The sequence below is a fragment of the Kribbella sp. NPDC004536 genome, assembly GCF_042873835.1.
Lineage (GTDB): Bacteria > Actinomycetota > Actinomycetes > Propionibacteriales > Kribbellaceae > Kribbella.
Genome location: NZ_JBIALY010000003.1, coordinates 877,986 through 903,490, shown reverse-complemented (window position 1 = coordinate 903,490; position 25,505 = coordinate 877,986). Strand labels below are relative to the sequence as shown.

29 protein-coding genes are annotated in these 25,505 nt (G+C 69.2%); 16 read left to right on the top strand and 13 right to left on the bottom strand.

The genetic code is table 11. The features are described 5' to 3' along the window. Positions 1–30: 30 nt before the first annotated feature. A complete protein-coding gene (locus tag ACFYRU_RS29680; RefSeq protein ID WP_387664367.1) occupies positions 31–738 on the top strand; it encodes a TetR/AcrR family transcriptional regulator in 708 nt (235 codons plus the stop codon). Here ACFYRU_RS29680 and ACFYRU_RS29675 read toward each other — a convergent pair. Both ACFYRU_RS29675 and ACFYRU_RS29670 read right to left on the bottom strand, forming a co-directional pair. Continuing rightward, positions 704–1,357 (bottom strand): LuxR C-terminal-related transcriptional regulator, encoded by a 654-nt coding sequence (locus tag ACFYRU_RS29675; RefSeq protein ID WP_387664365.1) that lies wholly within the window; start codon positions 1,355–1,357, stop codon positions 704–706. The genes ACFYRU_RS29680 and ACFYRU_RS29675 overlap by 35 nt on opposite strands. Next, a complete protein-coding gene (locus ACFYRU_RS29670; protein ID WP_387664363.1) occupies positions 1,345–3,348 on the bottom strand; it encodes a sensor histidine kinase in 2,004 nt (667 codons plus the stop codon). Before ACFYRU_RS29670 ends, ACFYRU_RS29675 begins: the two co-directional genes overlap by 13 nt. A 133-nt stretch (positions 3,349–3,481) precedes the next feature. On the opposite strand from ACFYRU_RS29670, the gene ACFYRU_RS29665 reads away from it, so the two are divergent. Both ACFYRU_RS29665 and ACFYRU_RS29660 read left to right on the top strand, forming a co-directional pair. Next, on the top strand, positions 3,482–4,096 hold the full coding sequence (locus ACFYRU_RS29665) for a hypothetical protein (protein WP_387664361.1): 615 nt from the start codon (positions 3,482–3,484) through the stop codon (positions 4,094–4,096). A 278-nt stretch (positions 4,097–4,374) separates the two neighbouring features. Next, a complete protein-coding gene (locus ACFYRU_RS29660; RefSeq protein WP_387664359.1) occupies positions 4,375–4,764 on the top strand; it encodes a hypothetical protein in 390 nt (129 codons plus the stop codon). Here the strand turns inward: ACFYRU_RS29660 and ACFYRU_RS29655 are convergent. After that, positions 4,751–5,668, bottom strand: a complete 918-nt coding sequence (locus tag ACFYRU_RS29655; protein ID WP_387664357.1) for a 2-dehydropantoate 2-reductase — start codon at positions 5,666–5,668, stop codon at positions 4,751–4,753. The two genes, ACFYRU_RS29660 and ACFYRU_RS29655, sit on opposite strands and share 14 nt — an antisense overlap. Positions 5,669–5,723: 55 nt before the next feature. Here ACFYRU_RS29655 and ACFYRU_RS29650 point away from each other — a divergent pair, with 55 nt between their 5' ends. Genes ACFYRU_RS29650 through ACFYRU_RS29640 form a run of 3 tightly spaced genes read left to right on the top strand, consistent with a single transcriptional unit; the run spans position 5,724 to position 7,714 of the window. Continuing rightward, positions 5,724–6,251, top strand: coding sequence for a CGNR zinc finger domain-containing protein (locus tag ACFYRU_RS29650; RefSeq protein WP_387664355.1), 528 nt, complete (start codon positions 5,724–5,726; stop codon positions 6,249–6,251). A gap of 54 nt (positions 6,252–6,305) precedes the next feature. After that, complete coding sequence (locus tag ACFYRU_RS29645) at positions 6,306–6,833, top strand: hypothetical protein (RefSeq protein ID WP_387664353.1); 528 nt, start codon at positions 6,306–6,308, stop codon at positions 6,831–6,833. After that, positions 6,830–7,714 carry an alpha/beta hydrolase gene (locus ACFYRU_RS29640; protein WP_387664351.1) on the top strand — a complete coding sequence of 295 codons (885 nt, stop codon included), beginning with the start codon at positions 6,830–6,832 and terminating at the stop codon, positions 7,712–7,714. Before ACFYRU_RS29645 ends, ACFYRU_RS29640 begins: the two co-directional genes overlap by 4 nt. Here the strand turns inward: ACFYRU_RS29640 and ACFYRU_RS29635 are convergent. The 3 genes from ACFYRU_RS29635 to ACFYRU_RS29625 are packed head-to-tail and all read right to left on the bottom strand — an operon-like array spanning position 7,695 to position 10,794. Beyond that, on the bottom strand, positions 7,695–9,152 hold the full coding sequence (locus ACFYRU_RS29635; RefSeq protein ID WP_387664349.1) for a peptide MFS transporter: 1,458 nt from the start codon (positions 9,150–9,152) through the stop codon (positions 7,695–7,697). The two genes, ACFYRU_RS29640 and ACFYRU_RS29635, sit on opposite strands and share 20 nt — an antisense overlap. 11 nt (positions 9,153–9,163) lie before the next feature. Continuing rightward, complete coding sequence (locus ACFYRU_RS29630; protein ID WP_387664347.1) at positions 9,164–9,901, bottom strand: hypothetical protein; 738 nt, start codon at positions 9,899–9,901, stop codon at positions 9,164–9,166. Between the two features lie 32 nt (positions 9,902–9,933). Further along, entirely contained in the window at positions 9,934–10,794 is an 861-nt protein-coding gene (locus ACFYRU_RS29625) for a LysR family transcriptional regulator (protein WP_387664345.1), read from the bottom strand. 76 nt (positions 10,795–10,870) lie between these two features. Between ACFYRU_RS29625 and ACFYRU_RS29620 the strand changes: the two genes are divergently transcribed. The 5 genes from ACFYRU_RS29620 to ACFYRU_RS29600 are packed head-to-tail and all read left to right on the top strand — an operon-like array spanning position 10,871 to position 14,992. Beyond that, positions 10,871–11,392: a dihydrofolate reductase family protein gene (locus ACFYRU_RS29620; protein WP_387664343.1), complete on the top strand. Its 522-nt coding sequence runs from the start codon at positions 10,871–10,873 to the stop codon at positions 11,390–11,392. A 44-nt stretch (positions 11,393–11,436) separates the two neighbouring features. Then, positions 11,437–12,399, top strand: coding sequence for a Gfo/Idh/MocA family protein (locus ACFYRU_RS29615; RefSeq protein ID WP_387664341.1), 963 nt, complete (start codon positions 11,437–11,439; stop codon positions 12,397–12,399). A gap of 30 nt (positions 12,400–12,429) precedes the next feature. Then, positions 12,430–13,434 (top strand): Gfo/Idh/MocA family protein, encoded by a 1,005-nt coding sequence (locus tag ACFYRU_RS29610; RefSeq protein ID WP_387664339.1) that lies wholly within the window; start codon positions 12,430–12,432, stop codon positions 13,432–13,434. Further along, a complete protein-coding gene (locus ACFYRU_RS29605) occupies positions 13,434–14,285 on the top strand; it encodes a Gfo/Idh/MocA family protein (protein ID WP_387664337.1) in 852 nt (283 codons plus the stop codon). Before ACFYRU_RS29610 ends, ACFYRU_RS29605 begins: the two co-directional genes overlap by 1 nt. Further along, positions 14,282–14,992, top strand: coding sequence for a 2OG-Fe(II) oxygenase (locus tag ACFYRU_RS29600; RefSeq protein ID WP_387664335.1), 711 nt, complete (start codon positions 14,282–14,284; stop codon positions 14,990–14,992). The genes ACFYRU_RS29605 and ACFYRU_RS29600 overlap by 4 nt, the downstream gene beginning before the upstream one ends. Here ACFYRU_RS29600 and ACFYRU_RS29595 read toward each other — a convergent pair. Continuing rightward, positions 14,985–15,602 carry a hypothetical protein gene (locus ACFYRU_RS29595; RefSeq protein ID WP_387664333.1) on the bottom strand — a complete coding sequence of 206 codons (618 nt, stop codon included), beginning with the start codon at positions 15,600–15,602 and terminating at the stop codon, positions 14,985–14,987. The genes ACFYRU_RS29600 and ACFYRU_RS29595 overlap by 8 nt on opposite strands. Positions 15,603–15,645: 43 nt before the next feature. On the opposite strand from ACFYRU_RS29595, the gene ACFYRU_RS29590 reads away from it, so the two are divergent. Genes ACFYRU_RS29590 through ACFYRU_RS29570 form a run of 5 tightly spaced genes read left to right on the top strand, consistent with a single transcriptional unit; the run spans position 15,646 to position 18,526 of the window. Further along, on the top strand, positions 15,646–16,074 hold the full coding sequence (locus tag ACFYRU_RS29590) for a GNAT family N-acetyltransferase (protein ID WP_387664331.1): 429 nt from the start codon (positions 15,646–15,648) through the stop codon (positions 16,072–16,074). A gap of 2 nt (positions 16,075–16,076) precedes the next feature. Continuing rightward, positions 16,077–16,940, top strand: coding sequence for an LLM class flavin-dependent oxidoreductase (locus tag ACFYRU_RS29585; RefSeq protein WP_387664329.1), 864 nt, complete (start codon positions 16,077–16,079; stop codon positions 16,938–16,940). Between the two features lie 55 nt (positions 16,941–16,995). Continuing rightward, positions 16,996–17,235 (top strand): hypothetical protein, encoded by a 240-nt coding sequence (locus ACFYRU_RS29580; RefSeq protein ID WP_387664327.1) that lies wholly within the window; start codon positions 16,996–16,998, stop codon positions 17,233–17,235. Continuing rightward, on the top strand, positions 17,228–17,572 hold the full coding sequence (locus ACFYRU_RS29575) for a type II toxin-antitoxin system PemK/MazF family toxin (protein WP_387664325.1): 345 nt from the start codon (positions 17,228–17,230) through the stop codon (positions 17,570–17,572). Before ACFYRU_RS29580 ends, ACFYRU_RS29575 begins: the two co-directional genes overlap by 8 nt. 15 nt (positions 17,573–17,587) lie before the next feature. Continuing rightward, positions 17,588–18,526 (top strand): formylglycine-generating enzyme family protein, encoded by a 939-nt coding sequence (locus ACFYRU_RS29570; RefSeq protein WP_387664323.1) that lies wholly within the window; start codon positions 17,588–17,590, stop codon positions 18,524–18,526. Here ACFYRU_RS29570 and ACFYRU_RS29565 read toward each other — a convergent pair. The 6 genes from ACFYRU_RS29565 to ACFYRU_RS29540 all read right to left on the bottom strand — a co-directional run bounded on the left by ACFYRU_RS29565 (position 18,488) and on the right by ACFYRU_RS29540 (position 25,417). Beyond that, a complete protein-coding gene (locus ACFYRU_RS29565; protein WP_387664321.1) occupies positions 18,488–19,720 on the bottom strand; it encodes an MFS transporter in 1,233 nt (410 codons plus the stop codon). The genes ACFYRU_RS29570 and ACFYRU_RS29565 overlap by 39 nt on opposite strands. Then, positions 19,717–20,193 (bottom strand): MarR family winged helix-turn-helix transcriptional regulator, encoded by a 477-nt coding sequence (locus tag ACFYRU_RS29560; RefSeq protein ID WP_387664319.1) that lies wholly within the window; start codon positions 20,191–20,193, stop codon positions 19,717–19,719. Before ACFYRU_RS29560 ends, ACFYRU_RS29565 begins: the two co-directional genes overlap by 4 nt. 19 nt (positions 20,194–20,212) lie before the next feature. Beyond that, the gene (locus ACFYRU_RS29555; RefSeq protein WP_387664317.1) at positions 20,213–21,445 is read right to left on the bottom strand and encodes an MFS transporter; all 1,233 of its coding nucleotides are present in this window, start codon (positions 21,443–21,445) and stop codon (positions 20,213–20,215) included. 68 nt (positions 21,446–21,513) lie between these two features. Then, positions 21,514–22,503, bottom strand: coding sequence for a hypothetical protein (locus ACFYRU_RS29550; RefSeq protein ID WP_387664315.1), 990 nt, complete (start codon positions 22,501–22,503; stop codon positions 21,514–21,516). Next, the gene (locus ACFYRU_RS29545; protein WP_387664313.1) at positions 22,500–23,834 is read right to left on the bottom strand and encodes an MFS transporter; all 1,335 of its coding nucleotides are present in this window, start codon (positions 23,832–23,834) and stop codon (positions 22,500–22,502) included. The genes ACFYRU_RS29550 and ACFYRU_RS29545 overlap by 4 nt, the downstream gene beginning before the upstream one ends. Continuing rightward, complete coding sequence (locus ACFYRU_RS29540; protein ID WP_387664311.1) at positions 23,834–25,417, bottom strand: discoidin domain-containing protein; 1,584 nt, start codon at positions 25,415–25,417, stop codon at positions 23,834–23,836. Before ACFYRU_RS29540 ends, ACFYRU_RS29545 begins: the two co-directional genes overlap by 1 nt. Between the last annotated feature and the right edge of the window lie 88 nt (positions 25,418–25,505).

The following is a 25,505-nucleotide window of genomic DNA, read 5'->3' as shown; positions in this document are numbered from 1 at the left end:
TTTGGGGTCAGGCCCCGAAAGAGGAGGGTTGTGACAGCGAATCCGCCCCGCCGGAAGACCGGCGGTCGCCAGGCACAGATCACCGTCGCGGACATCGAACGCGAGGGCCTGCGGCTCGGTCTGCCGAACCTGACCGTGAACGGCGTCGCGACCGCGCTCGGAGTCAGCCCGACGGCGCTGTACCGGCACGTCGACGGCAAGCTCGGCCTCGAGGAGCTGGTCGGTGAGGCCGTACTGCGGGAGCTGCGGATCGTCGACGATCCGGCGGACGGGGTGCAGGCGCACCTGCTGTCGTTCGCCGAGCAGATCCACGACTTCGTCAGCGCGCACCCCGGGCTGGCGGCGTACATGCAGGGGCTGTTTCCGCGCGGCGAAGCCGGGGTGCGGCTGCAGCGGGAGGCGGTCGAGGCGCTCGGGCGGCGCGGGTACGGTCCGGGCGCCGCGGTGATGCTGTCCGGTACGGTCGCCTCGCTCGCGATCAACCTGTGCGCCGCCGAGGAGCGGCACCGCCCGTACTTCGAGGGATCGCACCGCCGCGAACTCGAGAAGGTGTACGCGCTGCTCGCCGCGGACGAGGTGCTCGCCGCCGCGCAGGCCGAGCTCCCGCAGATCAGCAGCGAGGCCTACTTCCGGATGGTGATGACCGGCTGCATCAGCGGCCTGGTCGCCGCGGCCGCGCCGGGCCAGCCGGTCGGCGACATCCTCAACGAGCTGGGTTTCGAGGCGTCGCCGCGCTGAGATGAGCCAGTACGGCGAGCACGCGGCGGTGGCCGTCCTCGCTTTCGGGGAGGTCGAGCTTGGTGAACAGGTGGCGGACGTGCGCTTCGACCGTGCGTTCGCTCAGGTAGAGGCGCTTGGCGATGCCGTTGTTGGTGAGGCCTTCGGCCATCAGCTCGAGGACGCCGCGTTCGCGGTCGGTGAGCGTCTCCAGCGGGTCGCGACGCGCCATCAGCCCGGCGACCACCTGCGGGTCGAGGGCCGACCCGCCGCGGGCGACCCGCTCGGCGGCGGCCAGGAACTCCGCGACATCGAGCACGCGATCCTTGAGCAGGTAGCCGAATCCGCCGAGCGACACGAGCTCCACGACGTACTGCGTCTCGATGTGCTGCGACAGCAGGAGGACACCGAGCTCCGGGTGCGCGCGCTTGATCGCCTGCGCCGCCCGCGCGCCCTCGTCGGTGTGGGTCGGCGGCATCCGGATGTCCGCGACGACGAGATCAGGTCCGTACGTCGTGACCGCGTCGAGCAGGCCGTCCGCGTCGCCGAGGGCCGCGACCACCTCGTGCCCGCCGTCGACGAACAGCATCCGCAGGCCTTCGCGGAGCAGCACCTGGTCCTCGGCGATCACGATCCGCATGGCAGCTCCGCGACGAGGGTCGTACCGGCACCGGGCCGGCTGTCGACCTGGAACGTACCGCCGAGCGCGGCGACCCGATCGGCCAGCCCGGTGAGTCCGGTACCGCCGCGCGGTGCGGCGCCGCCGATGCCGTCGTCGACGACCCGGACGACGAGCTGCTCGCGGTCGTGGTCGGCGATCAGCTCGACCCGGGTCGCGTCGGCGTGCTTGACCGCATTGGTGAGGCCTTCGCAGCAGATGAAGTAGGCCGCTGCCTCCACCCCACTGTCGAACCGCCGCTCCGGCATCCGCACCGACACCGGAACCGGAGCCCGCCGGGCCAACTCCTCGCAGGCCGGTCCCAGCCCGGCGTCCAGCTGACTCGGCGGGAGACCGCGAGCCAGCTCCCGCAACTCCCCGATCGCCACCGTTGCCTCCGCAACCGCACCGTCCAACGTCGCCCGCACCGCCGCGACGTCCGGCTCGCCGCTCCCACCGAGCTCCGGCGGTGCAGTCGGCTTCCCCAGCCCCAGTTGGTGTTGAGCGTGTCGGAGGGCAAGGCCGATGGACACGAGGCGTTGCTGGGCTCCGTCGTGCAGGTCGCGTTCTATCCGGCGGCGTTCGGCGTGGGTGGCGGCGACGATGCGGGCCCGGGAGGCCGTCACCTCGACCAGTTGGACGTTCAGCTCGGCGCGCAGGCGGGCGATCTCGACCGCGAGGCCGCCGAGTTCGACGACCCGGCGGACGAGCTCCGGACCGAGCGGACCGGCCCCGTCGTACAGGACCACGCCGACCGGCTGGTCGCCGCGTTCGATCGCGATCCGTTGGCGCCCGTCGGCGTCGTCGCGAGCCGTCCCGCGCAGGTCGACGTACCGGCGGCTCTCCGGGAGGAACACGAGCAGCTCCAGCCCGGGGTCGCCGAGGATCTTGCCGAGCACCGGTTGTACGTCCTCCGGCGGGCGCCGCCCGGCGCGGACGTCGTCGAGGAACGTGGTCATCCGGTGCAGCGCGTCGTACCGCGATCGGTTGAACCGGCGATCGACCACGTCCTGGATCCGGGTCCGCAGTGGCCGGAACAGCACGGCACAGACGAGGGTCGCGACGGCCACCGTCCAGGCCGAGCCGCTTCCGAGGAAGGTGCCCAGGGCAACGGTTACGACGGCGTACGAGGCGACGAGCAGGACGGTCAGACCCGCATACGCGACGGTCCGGCTGATGAAGAAGTCGATGTCGTACAGGCGGTACCGCAGGATCGCCGCACTCGCGGCCAGCGGCAGACCGGTGAGCGCGACCGCCGCGAGCACGCTCGCGGCCGGGCTCACGTACCAGAGCGCGAAGCTCGTCGGCAGCGCGACGCCCGCGACCGCCGCGGCGAGGACGAACCACTTCAGCTGCTGGCGTTCCAGGCCCGCGGAACGACGGAAGCGGACGGCGAGCGACACCACCGCGGCGAGCAGCGCGCCGAGGAACAACGGCATGCCGACCGCGAGCAGCAACCCGGTCGGCAGGCCCTCGACCGCGATCGGGTTGCGGCCTGAGACGAAGTCGCGGCCGCGGTCCGGGCTGAGCGTCCACGCGGTCATGCTGATCAGCAGGCCGGCGGCACCGATCCACGGCACCGCGCGCCAGCGGCGTCCCGGGAGCCTGCCGGTCGGGAAGAGCAGGAACGTCAGCACCCAGCCGTACCCGCTCGGCAGCCAGCTCACCGCCGAGATCGCCTCACCGACGGGGCCGCCCGGCCACCCCTCCGCGGCCGCGCGGAGACCCCATCCGTGCGCGAGGTCGGACGCGAGCGTGTTCAGCAGCCCGAACCCGAGGAACAACCAGCCGATCGTGTTCTCCGGTCGCCGCCACGCGATCACCGCGCCGGCACCGACCGCGGCCAGGTTGAACAGGACGTACAGCAACGTGTCGTAGGCCGGCTCGAGCCGCCACGACAGGGTGATCGCGGCAAGCTCCGCGACCACCGCCGTCCCGAACATTCCGGCCACCGCCGGCCGTCGCCCTCCCACGCCACCATCGTGGCAGCGCCGGGCCGTCCCGCCAACAGTGCTGGCACCTACATCGAACGTCGTACTGCTGCCGATGCGCACGGCAACCACTGGTTCCTACCGTCGAACCACAATCTTCGAAAGGTGGGGAACCATGAACCGCAATCTGTCAATCACCGGCCTGATCGGCGCTGCCGTGACCACGCTGACCGGCGTCGGCGTCGAGGCCGTCGTCAAGCCCGCGTCCACGATCTCCGACAAGCTCTGGAGCTACCCGTGGAGCGCGGACGCGATCGTCCCGGTGTCGATCGTGTACGCCGTACTCCATCTGCTGGTGTTCTGCGGGATGCTCGCGCTGTTCCGCTCGTTGACGACCCGCGCCGGGCGGGTCGGGGCCGCGATCGCGGGTGCTGGGACGTTGGTGTTGCTGCTCGCCGAGGTGGCGTCGATTCCGATCGCGGACCAGCGGCTGAGTGACACTGGGCCGAAGGTGGTCGGCGGGTTCTTCGGGCTCGGCGTCGCGCTGACCGCGGTCGGGTTGCTCGTCGCCGGGGTCGTCGTACTGCGCTCGTGGAGCGGGTGGCAGCGCTACACCGCGCTGGTCGCCGGCGTGTGGGCGGTCGCGATGATCGGGGTGAGCGTGACCAGCGCCCTCCCCCTCGGCGTAGCCATCTACGGCATCACCCTGTGCATCCTCTTCACCGCCCTCCTCACCCGCGACCACGAGTCCACCCCCAACTCCCACCTCCACGCCCGAATCGAGAGCTGACCATGCAAGACCACACAACAGAAAACCCCCCGGGCGGCGCAGGGGCCAACGCCCGGGGTGGCGCGGAGGAGCGGGGCGCGGAGGAGCGGGGTGCGGTGCACTCGCGCAAGCCAGCTCTGCGTCGGGCGGGGGTGCAGGTGTTGGTGGTGGGTGGGGTTTGTGGGTTGGCTTGGAGTTGTGGGTTGCGGGGGTTTATGGCTCAGGTTGCGGGGAGTGGGTCCGCGGTCAGTTGGGGTGGGACGTTTGGGTGGATTTTGTTGCCTGGGGCGGCTGTGGGGGTGTTGGTCGGGTGGGGTGAGTGGCTGCGGCGGATGGGGCGCCGGCCGCGGCGGTGGTTGCCGTACTCGCCGATGTTGCTGGCCGCCGTGCTGCTTCCAGGGCTGGCGGATCCGGCGCACTTCCTGGCCGGCGGGATCGGTGGTGGCGCGCTGGCGGTGCCTGTGTTCGGCATCGCCGGCGGATACGCGATCGCCGGCAGCACACGGTGGAAACGGATCGCGTGCGCAGTGCTTGCGGTGATGCCGATTCCGGGCTGGCTGATCGCGACCCTCACCCAGGACTCGGCCGTCGGACCGCGCGAGGTCTGGATCGCCGTCTACTTCTGGTCGCTGATGGCAGTACTCGACCTCGCGGCCGCGATCCCGTTCCGCCGAACTAGTTGCCAGTAGCAAGCACCCTGGCTGTCGCGAGTTCGAACAGCAGCGTGTTGATCGGCGTCGGCACGCGCGACTCGCGACCGAGCCGGACCACCGCTCCGGTCCACGCGTCCAGCTCCGACGGCCAGCCGGCGATCAGGTCGCGTTGCAGCGACGTGGTCCCGTCCGCTGGGAGCTGATCGATCCAGTCGAGCGTCCGGTCGACGACATCGGCCGGGAGCCGAACCCCGCGGGCGACAGCGAGATCGCGGATCTCCGCCGTCGCCTCGGTGAGCAGCTGGCGGGTGGCCGGCTGCTTGCGGAGTACGCCGTACCCCGCGCCGGTGGCCGTACCCAGACCGCCGCCAGGCACCACCGACAGGAACTTCGTCCACAACGCCACCCAGATGTCCTCCGGGATCGCCGCCTGCAGCCCGGCACCGACGAACGCGTCCCGCAACGCCTCCACCCGCGACGTCGTCCCGTTGCCCCACTCGCCGAAGCTGAGCTTCCCGTTGCCGAGGTGCCGGATCACCCCAGGGCTCTCGACGTACGCGATCACCTCCGCGGCCCCGGGCAGTACGGCGTGCTCCCCATAAACCTTCGCGACCTGCCCCGGCGCCTCGACCCCGTTCTGCACGGTGACGATCGCGGTGTCCGGGCCGACCAGCGGGCGGATCGACTCGATCACCTCGGGCAGTTGCCAGGTCTTCACGCAGACGAGTGCGTAGTCGACCACGCCGAGCTGCGCCGGATCGTCGGTCGCCCGCACCGGCTGCCGCAGGTCGCCGTCCGGGCTGTGCACGACCAGCCCGTCCGAGCCGATCGCCTCGAGGTGCTTGCCCCGGGCCACGAACGCGACGTCCTGCCCGGCCGCCGCCAGACGCGCTCCGAAGTACCCACCCACACCGCCTGCGCCGACGATCCCGATCTTCACGCCCGACTCCTCTGTTACCGGTTTAACTGGTAACACCGATGATAGACTATCCACCATGCAGACGGAGTTCACCTGGGTCGGCGGCCGTCCGTCGGTCGACTTCACGGCGACCCTCGGCAAGCGCGAGCAGGCGCCGTTCGAGCGGATCCCGGAGGTGGGCGACCTCGCCCGCTGGTTCCAGGAGTCCGGGCTGACCCGGCAGCCGCCGGCAATCTCGCCCGCTGTCCGCGGGATGGCGATCGAACTGCGCGAGGCGCTGTACAGGTTGTTCTCAGGTACGGCCGTCGCCGCGGACGTCGGCGTCGTCAACCGATGGAGCAGCCGCCGGCTTCCCGGCCCGCGCCTGACGTCCGAGCTTGCGCTGGAAGACGCCTCACCCGAGGCGACCGACCTGCTCACCACTTTGGCCCGAGACGCGATCGACCTGCTGACCGGCCCGTACGTCGGCCGCATCCGGTCCTGTGCCGCGGACGACTGCTCACTGCTGTTCGTCGACACGAGCCGGCCCGGGCAGCGCCGGTGGTGCTCGATGAACACGTGCGGCGCCCGGGCCAAGATGGCGGCGTACCGTGCCGTGGATTGAGCACTTCCCTCAATCCATCGCGGGCGTGGCATCGTCGACTGTTTGATTGTCGACATGCGTACACCGACGACGACCCCGGCGCAGGCGGCCGGGATGATCCGCCGCGACCAGGAACTGCTGCTCAGCCAGGTCGAGGGCAAGACCGAGGACGAACTCCGTACGCCGTACGAAGTGAACGACGGACCGCTCGGGCACTTCTGCGACTCGCTGCACGACCTGGTCGCGCATGTGCTGATGTGGGACGAGATCAACCTCGCCGTACTGCGTGACGCCCGCGTGGGCCGCCGACACTGGAGCCTCGACCCGCGCTGGGAAACCGCCGACATCGGCAGCGCCCTCAACCACGGCGGCGTCGAGGCCGGCCGCCGGATCCCGTCGGAGCTGCTCCTGCACCGCTTCCACAACGTGGGCGACGCCCTGGTCGCCGAAATCCTCCAGTACGACGACGAAACCTGGGCCGACCCGTCCACGGGCGGCGGGTTCGACGGCGGGATCGGAGCGTTGGCCGAGTACGTGTCTACAACGCCGGACGGCGTTCTGTTCGCGCACGCCGCTCGGCACCTGCAGCCGGTGATCGCATGATTGTCGACAATCCGCAGTTCGGCCCCGAAACCGACGCACTGCTCAAGCACCTGGCCGATCTCCCGAGCAACCCCGACCTCGACCCGTACGAAGCGCTCCTCCTCGACCGCGAAGACCTCCCCGACCCCGCGATCGCCGGCGAACTCGACCCACGCGTCGCGACCGAGGACATCGCGATCGACCTTCCTGGGCGAACGCTGCAGGCGAGGATCTACCGGCACTCGACCCAGCCGCGGCCGATCCTGCTCTGGCTGCACGGCGGCGGCTTCGTCGGCGGCGACCTGCGGGACATCGAACACGCGACCTCCCGGATAGCTGCCGACGGCAACGTCACCGTTGTCTCGCTCAACTATCGGCTCGCGCCCGAAAACCCTTGCCCAGCAGGACTCCAGGACGTTTACGAGACCCTCGGCTGGATCCGCGACCACGTCGACGGCGACGGCCGGGTCGCCATCGGCGGACAGAGCGCAGGCGGTGCGCTGGCCGCCGGTGCTTGCCTGCTAGCCCGCGACAACGGCGTGCCACTCCCCGACCGTCAGATCCTCTGCTACCCGGTCCTCGACCTCCACCCGAGCTCCGACTGGCACGAGTGGTACTTCGGCACCCGCGAGATCCCACCAGGCGGCGTACCGCTCCAAGCCGAGACCCTCAAAGGTCTCCCACCAGCCCTGCTGCTGGCTGCCCAACGCGACTGGCTACGTGACGACGCCCTAGCCTACGCGGCCCGTCTCAAGCAGGACGAGGTACCAACAGAACTCGTCGAATACGCCGACACCATGCACGCGTTCCTCAACTTCCCCGCAGCGCTGTCGGCCGGCCGCCACGCGATCGAATTGATCGCCGCGGACCTGCAGACAGCGTTCAGTGGACGCCGCTCATGAGCCGCCGGATCGGGCGGACAGCCACCGCGAGCAGCCCGCCCAACACGAGCGCGACTCCGCCGATGACGCCGAAGTACGCAGCTTCGTGGTCGGGGCTGTAGAGCTTCGCGAGTACGCCGGACATCGCCGTACCCAGCGCGACCGAAAGGAAGAACAAGGCAACCATCTGGGTCCGGAACGCCTCCGGGGCGAGCTTGGTCGACAGCGACAGGCCGACCGGTGAGAGCAACAGCTCGGCGATCGTGAACACCAGCAGGATGCCGGCGAGTCCGAGCAGCGGGGCGCTGTTCGGGCCGCCGCCGGCCATCGTCAGGAAGAGCAGGAACGCAATTCCCATCACGGCGAGGCCGGCACTGAACTTGACCGGCGTCGACGGCTGCCGCGGGCCGAGCTTCGTCCAGAGCGCGGCGAACACCCCGGACAACACGATGATCATCACCGGGTTGATCGACTGCACGAACGACACCGGCATCTCCCAGCCGAGGATGTTCCGGTCCAGTCGCTGGTCTGAGTAGATCGTCACCACGGTGAACTGCTGCTGGTACAACGACCAGAACGCCGCGCTGGCGATGAACAGCGGAATGAAGGCCTTGACCCGCCGGCGCTCGACCTCGGTCACGCGACTGCTCCCGAGGATCACCGCGAAGTAGATCACCGCCGCGATCGCACTGATGACCGCCACCGCCGTCGCGTACCGGGAGGCCGGGAGCACGCCCGAGATCAGCAGTACGACGACGACCACGACGACACCTGCCGCGATCAGACCGGTACGGCGCAACGCCTCGGGCGGGAGCGGGTTCGGGACCTCGCGCGCGGCGGCACCGAGCCGGCGGCGTCCGGCGCCGTACTGCACGATGCCGAGGAACATCCCGGCCGCGGCCAGCCCGAATCCGTAGTGGAAGCCGGCATTCTTCTGCAACAGCCCGGTGAGCAGCGGGCCGACCAGTGCGCCGAGGTTGATGCCCAGGTAGAACAACGAGAACCCGCCGTCACGCCGCTCGTCGTGTTCGTCGTACAGCGATCCGACGAGCGAGGTTGCGTTCGCCTTCACACCGCCGCTGCCGAAGCCGATCAGCACCAGGCCGACGGCGACCCCACCGATGCCGGGAATCAGCGCCAGCGCGATGTGTCCGCACATCACCACGATCGCGCTGTAGAACAGCGTGCGTTCGGCACCGAGCAGCCGGTCGGCCAGCCACCCGCCGAGGATCGTCGACAGGTAGACGAGACCGCCGTACGCGCCGACGATGCTGGTCGCCGTACCCTCGTCGATGCCGAGGCCGCCGCGCTCGGCGGAGTAGTACAGGTAGATCAGCAGGATGCCCTGCATGCCGTAGAACGAGAATCGTTCCCAGAGTTCAACCCCGAAGAGGTTGGCGAGCACCGGCGGATGCCCGAAGAAGGTGCGGTCGGTCCGGGTGGTGTCCGTACCGCTCACAAAAATCTCTCCTAGTGGTCTGCTCGGTGGATGAAGAAGCGGGCGGGGTCGCCGGCGGCGCGGGGGCTGGAGGCCAGCCAGGTGGCGAACGAGTCGGGGTGGCGGCGTTCCAGTTCGTCCAGGTAGGCACGGCGTACGTCGACCATCGCCTGGCGGCGGTCGGCGCCCGCGATCCGCTGCAGCTGGGTGAAGCTGCGGCGCCAGGCGAGGCACAGTTCCTCGTCGCTGAGTTCGCAGACGCTGCGGACGACCGCGGTCAGGTACTTCGGCATCGGCAGGTCCTGCTGCAGTACAGGGGCCTTCGGCAACTTCTTCGCCGGACGGCGGCCCGGGCCGCGCGACATCCGGCGGAGCGGGCGCGCGGGTCGTACCGGTCGCGGTGTGCGGCCCGAGCGGAGCCAGTCGACGACCGGCGGCGAGACGCCGAGGACCAGCAGGACCAGCGTCACGGTCCGCGCGCCGACCGCGGCGGCGTACCCGCAGACCGCGAGGACGCACAGCCCGCCGAGCACGGCGCCGCGCGGTACGACGCGGACCAGGTCGGCGTTCGGCAGGTCACGACCCAAGCCGATACTCAGACAGACCGCGCCCATCGTCAGCGCGGCGACCAGGAACGCGGCCAGGTTCGTCGCCGGCGACACGAACACCAGCGCCGTGAGCACACCGATCGTGGCGAGCACACCTACTGCCGCCCGCCAGATCCGCTCGTACCGAGGCCCGACGTTCACCATGCTCACCAAGTGCCCCATCACCCGGTCCTCCAACCGGAGTCGAACGGCTCCTACCTCAGTGTTACTCGTTTCAGGGCAGTAATGAAGGCTCTTGTGGCCGGCGGGTCGGGTGGATCGCCGTACACGGCCAGAAAGAGGTGCCGGACGATCGGCAGTTCGGTGGAGCGGACGCCAGGGGTGCGGTGGGCGCGCAGCGCCAGGGCGGGCGTCGTCGTGACGCCCAGACCGGCGCGGACGAAGGCTTGTTTGACGACGACGTCGTCGGTGGTGAAGGCGATCCGCGGGGTGAAGCCGGCGTCGGCGCAGTGTTGGAGCAGCTCGCGGCGGCAGTTCGGGCAGCCCGCGATCCAGTCGGAGTCCCGGTGGTCGGCGAGCGTTTCTCCGGTACGGCGGCTGAGCAGGTGGATCGGGTCGTCGCGAAGGTACGTGTAGCGGACGCCGTCGTCCGGCGGCTCGTCGTCGTACCGGAAGACGATCGCGAGGTCGAGCTCGCCGGCTCTCAGCTGATCCACGGCAACGCGCGGATGGAGATCGGTGAGCTCGAGCTCGAGACTCGGCAGCTCGCGGCGGAGCTCGGCGGCGGCCGGCGGGACGAGTTCGCTGAGCGCCGAGGTGAACGCGCCGACCCGGACCCGGCCGGAACGCAGGCCGACGAACGCGGCCAGTTCCGCGTCGGCGGCGTCGACCCGGCCGACGATCTCCGCGGCGCGACGCGCGAGGATCTCGCCCTCGGGCGTGAGCCGGATGCCGCGGCCTGCCTTCCGGATCAGCTTCGCGCCGGTCGCGGCCTCCAACCGGGCGAGGTGGTGGCTGACGGTGGGCTGGGTGTAGTGCAGCGCCTCGGCCGCCGCGGTGACCGAGCCGTGCGCGGCGACCGCGGCCAGCACCCGGAGCCGGACGAGATCGAGCATGTATCGATGATATCTATGCGATTCCGATCAGATTGGCATTGGACGCATGAATCACAGTGCGCGCAGGCTGGTGACCATGAGCGGACGAGTGATCTGGCACATGACGATGTCGTTGGACGGCTTCATCGGCGACCGCGACGACGGAGTCGGGTGGATGTTCCTCGGCGACGGCGGTCCGTCGGGCCTGGGCGCCGAGGTGGTCGCGGGCTGCGGGGCCTTCCTGTGCGGTGGGCGGCTGGTCGAGGTGATGGGCGAGAACCGCCCGTACGGCGGTACGTGGACCGGGCCGATCCTGATCTACACGCACAAGGACCCGGCGACCAACGTGGTGCCGGAGTTCACGTACGTCTCCGGCGACATCCGCGACGTGGTCGCGACCGGCCTGCAGGCGGCCGGCTCGAAGGACCTGGTCGTCACCGGCGGCGCCGTACCACGCCTGGCTCTCGAAGCCGGCCTGGTCGACGAAATCGTCCTGCACATCTCGCCCGTACTACTGGGCGAAGGCACCCGCTTCTACGACAGTCCTGGGGTCTCGCCGACCACTCTCAAGGTACTGACATCCGAAGGCCTGAACTTCCGCTTCGCCGTTGCCCGCTGAACCGGCGGTTGCAATGCAACCGGTTGCATGGTGGACTCCTGGGCATGACTCGGATCGCGATCGCCGGCGCCGCGCACCCGCACGTGGCGTACGCGACGGCGGAGGTCGACAAGTCAGACGGCTTCACGCTGGTCGCGGTGTCGGACCCGTCCCGGGAAACGGCCGAGCGCTGGGCGTCGCCGTACGCCGCGAAGGTGTTCACGGACCACCGCCAACTGCTGCGTGAGGTCGAGCCGGACGTGGTGATGGTCGCGGGGATCTACGGCGACCGTGGGCAGGTCGTCGTGGACGCGTTGAACGCCGGTTGTCACGTGATCGCGGACAAGCCGTTGTGTACGACGCTCGAGGACCTGGATGCGATCGCCGAGGCGGCGGGTCGGACCGGGCGGCACGTGTCTGTGCTGTTCGAGAAGCGGTACTACCCGGTGACGCTCGCGGCGCTGGAGATCGTTGACAGCCTCGGGACGATCCACGGCGTGACCTCGTCCGGGCCGCACAAGCTGAACCGGCCGACGCGGCCGGACTGGTTCTTCGAGCGGGAGCGGTACGGCGGCGTACTGAACGATCTCGCCGTGCACGACATCGACGCCGCGCTGCTGTTCACCGGCCTGACCAGCGGGACGGTGAGCGGGTCGATCGTGGACGGGATGTACGGTGTCGCCACGCTGAGCGGACCTGGTGCGGTGATCACGGCCGGCGTCGACTGGATGAACCCGGCCGGGTCTCCCGTCCACGGTGACTACCGGATGAAGCTGATCGGCACCGGCGGTACGGCTGAGTTGTTGTGGGCGCGCAATCGGCTCGTCCTCACCACGCACGAGCAGGCGCCGTACGACATACCGCTGCCGGCCGGCTATCGGCCTGCGGAACTGCCTCTGAAGGCGCTTGCCGCAGGCAACGAACCGGACATCACCACCGAGCGAAGCATCCTCGCCACCCGAATCGCACTGCTTGCCCAGCAATCCGCAGAAAACGGTGGCGGCCCGGTGCCATGGGCGGCTGAGTGAGTGGCGACCTATCGACTGGGGAGAGGTTCTATGCGATTTGCTCTGATCGGTGCCGGGGCGATCGGCACTGTGCATGCACGTCTCATCGACGCGCTCGAGGCGACCCTGGTTGCCGTCGTGGATCAGGATCTCGAGCGGGGTGCGCAGCTGGCTGAGCACTACGGCGCGAAACCGTATGCGACTGCGGCCGAGGCCTACGCTGCCGAGGAGATCGACGCGGTTGGGGTCTGTGTGCCCAGTGCCTTGCATGCTGACGCGGCGATCGAGGCCCTCCAAGCCGGCAAGCATGTGATTGTCGAGAAGCCCGTCGACATCACGCTGGAAGCCGCGGACCGGTTGATCGTGGCGGAGCGCAAGACCGGGCTGACGGTGTCCGTGATCAGCCAGCGGAGGTTCCAGCCGCCGGTCGCGCAGATCCGGGCGGCGATCGACGGCGGCTCGCTCGGCCGGGTGACCTCGGGCATCGCGGAGTCGGCGTTCTTCCGGCCGCAGTCGTACTACGACGGCGACGACTGGCGCGGTACGTTGGCGGTCGACGGCGGCGGCGCCCTGATGAACCAAGGGATCCACGCGCTGGATCTCCTCGTCTGGATGCTCGGCAAGCCGGTGCGGGTCAGCGCAGAGACGGGCCGGCTCGCGCATAAGGGCATCGAGGTGGAGGACCTCGCCGGCGCGACGATCGTCTTCGAGAGCGGCGCGATCGGCCTGATGCTCGCGAGTACGGCGGCGTACCCTGGCCGCCCGGTGCGGCTGACGATCCACGGCGACCAAGGTACGGCAGTACTCGACGACGACGTGCTCGCGTACTTCGCATCCGCGAACGGCCAACCGCCCGAGGCAGCCACACTCGAAGGCCCGGAGGACTGGAGCGAGGTCGAGCTCGCGCACCTCGCGCAGTACCGCGACTTCATCGCCGCCGTGCGCGAAGACCGGCCGCCCGCGATCACCCTCGAGGCCGGACGCCGTTCGCTGGCGACCGTACTGGCCGTGTACGAGTCCGCCCGTACCGGACGCCCTGTCGAACTGGAGGACTGATGCGCATCGCGCTGGTCGGTACCGAGAACAGCCACGCCGACGAGATCGTCCGGCACCTCAACACCGAACAGCTCGCCGGCGACACCCGCGTCGTCACGCTGGTCGGCGCCGACGACGAGCGGAACCGGAAGCTCGCCGCCGCGGGCGGGATCACCTGGATCGTGCGGACCGCGGTCGAGCTGATCGGCGACGTCGACGCGCTGATCGTCACGAACCGCGACGGCGCGCTGCATCGCGAGTACGCCGTACCGTTCCTCGAGGCCGGCGTACCGGTTTGGGTGGACAAGCCGCTGGCAGCAAGTACGGCGGACGCGCAGGCGATCCTGGACGCGGCGAAGCGCGGGGGCGCGGCGGTGACGTCGTACTCCGCCGTGCGCTGGGTCGCCGATGCCGACGCGCTGGCAGCCGCCCGCGTCGAGGATCTGCAGGCGATCACGGTCACCGGCCCGGCGGATCCGGACAGCGAGTACAGCGGGATCTTCTTCTACGGCATCCACGCCGCCGACCTCGCGCAGCGCCTCGCGCCCGGCGAGCCCGGTCCGGTCGAGGTCGAGCGGGTCGGCTCGACGGTCGTCGTGCGGTACCGCTGCGCCGGCGTCCTCGTCACGTTGCAGTTGGTCAAGCCGAGCGATGCCGGCCGAGTCCCGTTCCACGCGGAGCTCGTCGGGCGCACCGAGCTGGTGAGCAGCGACGTACGGCTCGACTCCGAGTACGTCGTACCGGGCCTGAAGGTCTTTCTCAAGATGCTCGAGACCGGCGAACGCCCGCTCGACGACGCGACGATGCTCGCGCCGATCACCGTGCTGGAGCAGACTCACACGATCCTGCGCCAGAGCGTTCAGGAGGTATGAACAAGTACGAACGACGAGTCGCCGGAGCCGATTGGGAGAGCGTCACCGCCGAGGTGAACGACCTCGGCTGCGCTCTACTGCCGCAACTGCTGACGCCGGGCGAGGCCGCGACGATCGCCGGGATGTACGACGACACCCGGCGCTTCCGGTCGACGATCGACATGGCCCGGCACCGCTTCGGCGAAGGCCAGTACAAGTACTTCGACGCGCCGTTCCCGGAGCCGATCGATGCCCTCCGGCACGCGCTCTACCCGCGGCTGCTGCCGATCGCCCGCGACTGGTACGCCAAACTCGGCCGCGACGTCGAGTGGCCGGACACGCTCGACGAGTGGCTCGAGGTGTGCCACCGCGCCGGGCAGACCCGCCCCACGCCGATCCTGCTGCGGTACGGCGCCGGCGACTGGAACGCGTTGCACCGCGACCTGTACGGCGAAAAGGTGTTCCCGCTGCAGGTGGTGATCAACCTGAACGAGCCCGGCATCGACCACACCGGCGGCGAATTCCTGCTGGTCGAGCAGCGCCCGCGCGCCCAGTCCCGCGGTACGTCGACCCTGATCCCGCACGGCCACGGGTTGCTCTTCACGACCCGCGACCGGCCCGTTCGCTCGGCCCGCGGCTGGTCGGCGGCGCCGGTGCGGCACGGCGTCTCCGCGATCCGCTCAGGTCAGCGCCATACGCTCGGCCTGGTCTTCCACGACGCTACATAGAACTGCAGATGTCCCACGCCGCCTGCTGAAGAGGTGCCGTGTCGAGGCCCTTCACCGGGACGTCGATGCCGACCGGATCTTCCTCGAACAGGGCGATCAGGAAGACGCAGGCGGCAAGGTAGCTGCCGGCGAGCGCGGGATGACTGTTGTCGGCGTCGTGCAGCGCGGGCTCGTCGTACGTGGCGAGGAACTTCTCCCAGACCATGCCGACCGGGATCAGCGTGGCGCCGAGTTCCAGCGCGGCCGCGCCGTACGCCTCGGTGAGCGCCTTCTGCGTCTCCGGAGCGTTGCGCCGCGCCCACGTCTGGTACAGGACCGTACGCAGGCCGGCCGCCGAGATCGCGGCGTCGAAGTCGCGGGCGCTTTCGCGGAAGCGCTCCGGGCTCTTGATCGGCAACGTGCTCTGTTCCTGCAGTACGACGGTGTCGAAGGCGCCGCTCGCGATCGCCTCGAGCGCCTTGCCCGCGTTCAGGTGCTGCCGGAGCGAGGCGCCGCCGGCCGAGATCAGCTTGTGCTCGACCTCGATCCCCCGCGCACCGGCCAGGCCCTTGACGAGTCCCGGCAGGTTGTTCCGCGACGTGAAGCTGTTACCGACGAAGAGGATGCGCACGTCCGAACGCTACCGCTACAGCTCGATCTGTTTGACTGTCCGGATGTTGCGGATTGTGCAGATCGAGGACGAGGCGACGTTGCTGGACTGGCAGCGGGTGCACAACGAGATCATTCCGACTGCGCCGCTGTCTGTGGACGAGATCCGCGAGCGGGCGACGCGGAACGTGCTCGAGGTGGCGTACGAGGGGGATGTCCTGGTCGGCTGCTCGACGGTCCGCCCGCCGTCGGAGGAGACCACCGCGGCGGTCGTGATCGCGCGGGTACTGCCGGCGTACCGGCGGCGTGGTTTCGGTACGGCGCTCTACGAGCACTGCCTGCGCCGCGGACGCGAGCTCGCGGACGAGATCGAGACGCACATCCTTTCCAGCAACACCGACGGGCTGCGGTTCGCGAAGGCGCAGGGGTTCGTCGAGGTGGAGACGTACCTGCTGCCCGGCGACACGATTCCGTTCGTCGAACTACGGTTGTGACCATGCGCTTTTCTGTGAACATTCCGAACTTCGGGGACTTCGCCGACGCCGACGTCGTGGTGCGGGTGGCGAAGGCCGCCGAGGAGGCCGGATGGGACGGCCTGTTCTTCTGGGACCACGTCGTACACAGCAAGGAACAGCGGCGCGGACAGCCGTTCGGCGACCCGTGGATGCTGATGACCGCGGCTGCGCTGGCGACGTCCCGGATCAAGCTCGGTCCGCTCGTCACGCCGGTCGCGCGGCGCCGCCCCGAGCAGCTCGCCCGGCAGGTCGCCACGCTGGACTCGCTGAGTGGTGGGCGGGTGATCTTCGGCGCCGGCCTGGGCGGGCCGATCGAGGACGAGTTCGGCAGCTTCGGCGACGAGACCGATCCCCGCGTACTGGCCGAGCGGCTCGACGAGGGCCTCGACCTGATGGCCGCGTACTGGTCCGGCGAGCGGGTGAACCACGACGGCAAGCATTACCGCGCCGACGACGTGCAGTTGCTGCCGGCAACGGTCCAGCGCCCGCGCCCGCCGGTGTGGATCGCCGGGTACTGGCCGCGCAAGGCCCCGATGCGCCGCGCGGCTCGCTGGGACGGCGCCGTACCGCTGTTCGCCAGCGCCAACCACGGCCAGGCACCCGCGGTCGAGGAGGTCCGCGAGCTGATCACGTTCCTGACCGACCAGCGCGCCGACCCGAGCGCGCCCTACGACGTGATCGTCGGCGGCATCAGCCCCGCCGAAGACCCCCGCCCCCTGATCGAACCCCTCGCCGAAGCCGGCGCCACCTGGTGGGACGAACGCCAACTCATCACCGGCCCCGACTTCTACCGCCTCGCCCCCATCCTGCACCGAATAGAACAAGGCCCCCCGAAACTGGGATAGCGGAAGTATGCCGAAAAGTATCCCGTCCTGGTATTAGGCTGGTAACCTAATGGGTATGTCCGAGATGACCTCCCTCAAAGTGCCGAAGCACGTGCGCGACACGGTCATGCGATCCGCACGCGCCGAAGGGCTGACTGCTGCTGAGTTTCTGCAGCGGGTGACGGAGGAGCATGCCCGGCACCAGCGGTTCGCCGCCGTGCGCCGGGCGTATGCGGACAGCGGCCGCGACGCCGACTACGACGAGCTGACCGAAGTATGGGACGAGGCAGGCGAGGACGGTCTGGCCGATGCGTGAACTGCGCCGCGGCGACGTGGTGTGGGTCGACTTCAACCCGACGCGTGGCCGCGAGCAGTTCGGTGAGCGGCCGGCCGTCATCGTCGCCGCGAACGACTACCTGGACGCTGTCCCGGATCTGGCGATTGTCCTCCCGGTGACGACGAAGGACCGTGGTTGGCCCCATCACATCCGGCTCAGCGGAGCCGGCCTCAAGCTGCGCAAGCCGAGTTGGGCTCTCACCGAGCAACCCCGCACCATCAGCCGCGAACGAGTCAGCCGGTCGGCAGGTCAGATCGATACGGGCTGCCTCGCCGAGATCGACCAGTGGCTCCGGGACTTTCTGGATCTCCACTGAACCTAAGCTGCGGGTATGACCGACGAGCAGCCGTCCTGTTGTGCGCCTTCTCGGGGTGGGGGTTCGCCGGCTCCGGTGGTGCCGGTTGGGCGCGGGGAGCATCTGGTCGAGCAGGTGCTGGTTGGTGGTGGGGTGTTTGCGATGGGTAACGGGCTCGGGGACGAGAACGAGGCCGATGGTGAGACACCTGTGCACGAGGTCGAGGTGGGGGCGTTCAGTATCGACGCGACCAGCGTGACGAACGCGGACTTCGCGCGGTTCGTCGACGCGACCGGATACCGCACCGAGGCCGAGAACTTCGGGTACTCCGCCGTGTTCCACCTCGCGCTCGCGGCCGAACCGGACGAGGTGATGGGGCCGGCCTCGGGTACGCCGTGGTGGGCCGGTGTGCGCGGCGCGGACTGGCGGCATCCGGGCGGTTCGCGTTCGGACCTGGACGGGCTCGACGACCATCCCGTCGTCCATGTCAGCTGGAACGACGCGACGGCGTACTGCAAGTGGACCGAGCGGCGGCTGCCGACCGAGGCCGAATGGGAGTACGCCGCGCGCGGCGGGCTGGAAGGCAAGCGGTACCCGTGGGGCGACGAGCTGATCGGCGCCGACGGTGTGTGGCGGTGCAACATCTGGCAGGGCGAGTTCCCCCGGACCAACACCGAGGAGGACGGTTACCTCACCACCGCCCCGGTGCGTACCTACCAGCCGAACGGGTACGGCCTGTGGCAGATGGTCGGCAACATCTGGGAGTGGTGCGGCGACTGGTTCGGCCCGCGGTACTACAAGTTCTCCCCTGCCGCGAACCCGCCCGGTCCGTCGCTCGGCGCGGCCCGGGTGATGCGCGGCGGCTCGTACCTCTGCCACGACTCGTACTGCAACCGCTACCGCAACGCGGCCCGCTCGTCGAACACGCCGGACTCGTCAATGGGCAACGCTGGCTTCCGCACTGTCGCTCGCTGACAGCCCCGGCGTGGTCACGGCCACCGCCGCAACGGCCGCGACGCACAGCAACGCGCCGGACGCCAGGGACGCGACCGGCGACGTCATCTGCGCGACGACACCGCCGCGCAGGTTGCCGAGGTCGGGGCCGGCCTGACCGACGATCTGCTCGGCGGCACTGACCCGGCCGAGCAACTCGGACGGCGTGTGCAGCTGGACGATCGTACTGCGGGACACGACCGCCACCGTGTCCGCTGCGCCGGCGACCGCGAGACACACCAGCGCCAGCCACGGAACCGGCGAGAACGCGAACAACAGCAGGGCGATCCCCCAGCCGGCCGACCCGCACAACATCACCAGCCCGTGCCGCGGCAGCCGCGTGAACGATCCGGAGAACAGCGACGCGGCGACCCCGCCGACGGCGATCGCGGTCAGGAACAACCCCAGCGTCCGCGGGTTGTTGCCGAACCGCTCGGCGTTGATCACCGGGAAGAGGCTGACCGGCATCGACAACACGGTCACCGCGAGATCGGTGATCAGCGCGCCACGGATCACAGGCGTCACCGAGATGAACCGCAGCCCGTCCCAGACGCCGCGCAGCCCCGGTTTCGCGGTGGTCTCGATCTGCATCCGCGGCAGGCCGAGTACGCCGTACAGCGCGGCGAGGAAACTGAGGGCGTCGATCAGGTAGCAGACGCCGACACCCCACGCGCCGATGATCACGCCGCCGAGCGCGGGGCCGAGCAGCATCGCGCCCTGGAACCCGATCCGGTTGAGCGCGATCCCGGCCGCCAACTGGTCCCTGCTGAGCAGCTTCGGGAGTACGGTCCGCGCTACCGGTCCGGCGGTCGCGCCGAACGACGCCTGGACAGCGATAAGGACAAGAAGAACGCCGACCGGGACGCGGCCGAACAGCAACTGGCTCGCCATCACGGTCGCGACCAGCCACTGCCCGATCGTGGTGACGAGGTAGATCCGGCGGCGCTCCATCCGGTCGACGAGCGTGCCCGCGAACAGACCGAGGACGATCAGCGGCAAGGCCTGCGCCAAACCGACCGCGCCGGTCCACGCCGGGCTCGACGTCTGGTCCCAGACCTGGAACATCACCGCGACGAACGTCAGCTGGCCGCCGAACCCGGACAGCACCTGCCCGATCCACAACCGCCGGTACGTCAGCACCCGCAGCGGGCCGAGGTCGATGAGCGCGTTCTTCACTTCAGCTTCTCCAGCTTGTCCATGATCCGGTCGTGGAAGCTCTTCATCGCAAGCGCTTCCTCGACGTCGCGGACCACCTGGGACATCGGGTACGGCAGCTCGGCCTCGAGCTCCGCCAGCGCCGCCTCGGTCGCACGCCATTCGGCCGCCAGCAGCTCGACGAGCTTCTTCGACTTCGCGGTGAGCGTGACCTGCTTGCTGCGCGCGTCCGCGCCCGGCACGGTCCGGACCAGGCCGGCCGTACGCATCGCGGACACCTTCTGGCTGAGCGCGGAATGCGTACGGCCGATCGCGTCGGCCAGCTCGGTGATCGTCATCGGGCCCTTGAGGTGCAGCTGGAGCAGCTCACGGACGTACGTCGGCTTCAGGCCCTTGATCTCCCGATCGGTGTAGATCTGCCCGATCTCGCCGTCCAACCTGGCCAGCAAGTCGTGCAACGGCCGCCACAAACTCTGCTCGGTGGGATCTTCCATGCGATGATCATAACAGCACTTATATAAGTGCTGTTACTTTTGGTTCGGCGGTCCGGTTCCGGCGGGCGATCGAGGTGCCGGCGACGGACGCGGAGAGCAGGCTGACGATCGCGAGCGCGGCGAAGCCGAAGCGGGCGTCGGAGTGGCCGGTGACGATCGAGGCGACCAGCATCACAACGACGGTGGCCGCCAGGCCGTACCCGTTCGCGATCCCGAACGCGTGCCCGACCCGGGACTCGTCGACCGACGTCATCAGCAGTGAACGGGTCGCGATCCGGGACTGGCCGAACAGGAAGGCGCCGAGCAGTACGAACCCCATCAGTTGGGGTACGCCGAACAGCGGTTGCAGGACCAGGAGCGCACTGCAGATCATGAATCCCCCGACCGCGAGCCGCAGATCTCCGAACCACTGCGCCGACCGCCGATAAACAGCCGCCGCCAACAAGAACCCCACGCCACCGAGCGCGTCGGTCACGCCGAGTACGGCCGGCCCGCGATGCCACTCCCCGACGACGAGCACCGGCGTCAATGCGTTGAAGACGGTGACCACCACAAGCCCCTGCCCGAACAAGACCGCCAGGGGCGCCAGCGGAATGCCCGCCGGGTGGGAGGGCGAGTCGACGCGGGTGGTCGACTTCGCCGGGACGGGTGAGGTGGGCGCGCTCCGGGGGCGGTCGAGCGGGCCGGTGATTGACCGGCGAGCACCTACTGCCGCGACGAAGGCGGCGGACAGCGCGAATGTCAGGGCGTTGAAGGTGAAGAGGGGCTGGGGGCCGAAGTACTGGAGTGCTACGCCGCCGGCGGCTGCGGACAGGAGCATGCCGGACTGGAGAGCTATCTCGTAGTGGGCGTTGAACTGGCGGAGCCAGTCGGTAGGGACGCGTTCGCGGATGAGCGCGGCGCTGGCGGGGGTGAACTGGGCGGCGATCACTGCCAGCGCGAAGTTGGTGCCGTAGACGAGGGACTGCTGGGGTGCGCCCAGCGCGAGGCCGATCGGCAGGGCGAGGGCTGCCGCGGCGCTCAGTACGTCGCAGCCGATCCACAGCCGGCGGCGGTCGAAGCGGTCGGCCAGGCGGCCGAAGTACGGCGAGAGCACCGCCTGCGGGACGGCTACCGCGATGAACAACCAGCCGACGTCGAGCATCGACCCCTGCGCGCGTACCAGCAGCAAGGCGGCACCGAGCAGCTGGATGTTGTTGCCGAGGGACGTGATGAAGGCTGCCGGAAGCAGCAACCGGGTCCGTGAAGTCACCGCTCCAGCGTGACAGCGAAACCTGACAATCGATGGCAGCGATTCTCGTCAGCGTCGCGGGACGCAGCTCAGCTGAGGGAGGGGGTTGTGGCCTTGGGGATCAGGAGTTTTGGGGGTGTGCCGAGGCCGGTGGACCAGATGTCAGTGGTGTTGTCGGGGTTATGGATCGGGTAGAGGAGGGTGGTGTTGTTCTGCCAGACGGGCTGGTCGTCGATCGAGCGGGTTTCGGGTGGGTGGCTGATCCGGTGGGTGGTCAGGTCCAGGACGGCGAGGCGCCAGATGCCGCTGGACACCTTCTGTTTGTAGGCGATCCGGCGACCGTCCGGTGAGAGCGACGGGCATTCGACGTTCTCGGCGATCGCGGTGCCGCGGTAGGCGCGGAGGTCGGCCTCGATCAGGTACGTCTTCCCCTTGCTCGCCATGGTCAGGTAGAAACGGTTGCCGTCGGCAGCGAACGTGATGCCCCAGAAGTTCACGTCGGAGGCGTAGTACCGCTTGCCGTTCACGAAGACGGCCAGTTCCTCGACGGACTTCACCAGGCGGCCGGTACGTACCTCGTACAGGCCGGTGCGGGTGGAGAAGCCGGTGGCGGCGTACGAGTCGCCGGTGACGAACAGCGTCCAGTTCACGAACCGGCCGTCGGGTGAGACGCGGGCGCGGCTCGGCGTACCGGGGAGGGTGTCGCGGTGGAGTTCGCGCAGGTTCGCGTCGAGGACGATCAGGTCGGTCACGGGTGGGAGCGATCCGGGCTTGAGGCGCAGGCAGATCGCCGTACCGTGGGCCGCCGCGAAGCGGTCGCAGTGCAGGTCGCCGACGCGTCTGGCGGTTGCCGGGTCGGCGACTGGTACGGCCGCGAGTTTGCCGGTGTCCGGGCCGGGGGCGAGGTTGCGGAAGTACAGCGTCCGGCCGTCGAGCCGCATCGGTTGCCCCGTGACGACCGGTACGGCGTTCTCCGACGCGTCTGCTGTGGCGGCGTTGCGGGCGTGCACGACGTACGTGACGGCGCCGGCGAGGAGGGCGAGGATGCCGATCGCGGCGAGGAGCGGGCGGCGGTTCATCGGCGTACCTCCAGGGGTTTGAAGATCGCGGCGGCGATCGTGACGGCCAGGAGGGCCAGGGCGAAGGCGAGGATCGCTGGGCGGAGGTCCCAGAGGGTCCAGAGCAGGCCGACGGTGACGGCCGCGGCCATACGGGCCAGGGCTTGGCCGGTTTGGAGTACGGCGAGACCGCTGGCGCGGAGGTTCTCCGGGAGGAGCGGGCCGACCGCGGCGGGGAGTACGCCGTCGGTGGCGGCGTAGAAGACGCCGTGGAGCACGAGTACGAGCCACCAGGTGCCGAGCGGACCGCGGACGACGAGCAGTGCCGCGATGAGCGCGAGGTGCCCGCCCAGGAACACCTTCCACCGCCCCACCCGATCCCCCACCCGCCCAAGCGGAATCGCCAACAACAAAAAGGTCCCCGCAGTCCCCAGCGGCAGAAGCGGGAAGACACTCGTCCCGATATCCCACCTACGCTGCACCGCCAGGTACACAAACGAGTCGGTAATCGTAAACAACCCGAGCCCAGCCGCCCATCCGCAGCACCGTCTGAAGTCGGCATCCCGCAACAACCCGAACACGGATGCGCCGGCGACCCACCCCTTCCCCACATCCCCAAGCCGGCCGACAGCTAAGCCCGGCCCGGGTCGGCCAGCGGCCGAGTTGTGGTTAGGCCTAGTCACGACCGGGGTTGGGGTGGGTGGCGTGTTGGCCGACCCGGCGACAGGCGGGGATGGGATAGGTGGGGACTGGTCTTGGACGAAGGTGGTTAGGAGGATTAGGCCGCAGGTGGCTAGGGCGAAGCTGGTGGTGAAGATTGTGTTGTAGTTGTTGAGGGTGGTGTAGAGGACGAGGGTGGCGGTTAGGGGGCCCAGGAAGGCGCCGATGGTGTCCAGGGTGCGGTGGACTCCGAAGGCGTGGCCTTGGGATTCGGGGGTGGTGCTCAGGGAGATGAGGGCGTCTCTTGGAGCGGTACGGATACCTTTGCCGGCTCGGTCCAGCGCCAGGACGGCGCCGATCGCGGGGACGGTGGAACCCGCGGCGAGGAAGCCCAGTTTGGAGACTGCGGAGAGGGCGTAGCCGACGCCGGCGACGGTTTTCAGGCGGCGCCAGCGGTCGGCCACATGTCCGCCGACCAACCGCAGTACCGCGGTCGCTCCGGCGTACAGACCGTCGAGCAGGCCGAACTGCAGCGGATTCAGCCCGAGCCCGAACACCAAGTACAACGGCAGAACCGCAGTCACCATCTCCGCCGACACATCGGTCACCAGACTGACGATGCCCAAGGCAACGACATTTCCAGGGACCCGGCGCAGTGGTGTCCGGAGCGGGCCGACGGACGCGAGATACATCAGTGGCAGCTGTACGTCGGGCTGCTGTCCAGGACCTTGCCATCCAGGCCGATCAGCTGCGTCGCGAACGTGGTGTCGGTCATCGACAGCTTCAGTACGCCGTAGTCCTGGACGATCTTCGCCGTCGTCGGATGCGCGGCCTTCACCGGGTACAGCGGCGCCCCACCCATCCCGCCGATGATCTCCACCGGACCGTTCGTGTCCTTCTTCCCGTCCGCGTTCTGCGGCACGAACCGCTCGTAGTGATGGTCATGCCCGTTCAGCACCAGATCCGCCTTCGCCGCCACGAGCGCGTTCCACAACGGCGCCGCACCGGCCTGGTCGCCGTGGTCGCCGGAGCTCCACCGCGGATGGTGCCAGTACGCCGCAACGCATCCCTTGGTGTTCTTCGCCAGGTCCTGCTTCAGCCAGGTCAGCTGCGCCGGCTCGCGCAGATCGTCGTTGACGAAGTCGTTCGAGTCGAGCGCGACGAAGTGCCAGTTGCCCATGTCCCAGCTGTAGTAGTTCTTCCCGTTCGGCGTCGCGATCGAGCCGAAGTACTTGTGGTACCCCTCGAACGGCGTGTTGTCGTACGTCTCGTGGTTGCCCGGCACCGGGTGCGTGATGCTCTTGAACTTCCCCCACGTCTTCGCGTAGTAGTTCTGGAAGTCCGAGTAGTGCGCGTCGTCGTACTGGTTGTCGCCCATCGTGATCACCGCGGCCGGCTTCATCGCCTCGACCAGCTTGGCGGTCTTCGGGTGGATGCAACTCGAGTCCGACGCCGTACACCGGTCCGCGATGTCACCGGCCGCCGCGAGTACGAACCCGCCGTCGCCGCCGGTACCTGTGGTGACGGTGATCGGCGCCGAGGCCGCGGACACGTTGCCGGCCAGGTCGCGGGCGCGCACCGAGTACTTGTACGCCGTGTTCGCCGTCAGCCCGGTGTCGTTGTACGTCGTACCCGCCGTCGACGCGACCACCGCGCCGTCCCGGAGTACGTCGTACCCGCTCACGCCGACGTTGTCGGTCGAGGCGCTCCAGCTGAGCGCGACCGAGGTCGCCGTACTCGCGGTGCTCTTCAGGTCGGCCGGAACCGTCGGCGCCTGCGTGTCACCGGTGGAGTCGGAGGTGCCGTAGACCTCCAGCTCCCACAGCGAGTAGCCGTACGACGTACCGCGCTGGGTGCCGACGAGCCGTACGTACCGCCCATGGCCCTGCAGTCCGGTCAGGTCGTCGGTCGCACCGTTGCCGTCGGCAACCTCCTTGACGGTGTGGAAGGTGGTGCCGTCGTCGGAGACCTCGATCCGGTACGCCTTCGCGTACGCGGCCTCCCAACTGAGCTTGACGCGGTCGATCGTGGCCGGCTGGCCGAGATCGACCCGGAGCCACTGCGGGCCGGATCCCTCGGCGCTGGCCCAGCGCGTCGACGTACTGCCGTCGACGGCCTTGTTCGCGGTCAGCGTGTCGTCCTCGATGCTCGAGGCAAGGACCGGTTTGCCCTGCGAGAGCAGGGTGTCTGCGGTCGTACGCGCGTCGGCGGCGGCCGCACCAAGGGCGGCGAGCAGTCCGGCGGGCAGCACCAGCGCGAGCAGGCGCAGTCTCATGAGTTACCTCCGGGGGCGCGGAGCCAGAACTGTCAGGAAGGTTACCTAACAATTATTAGGAGGTAAAGGGTCTGATTTCGTCACATAC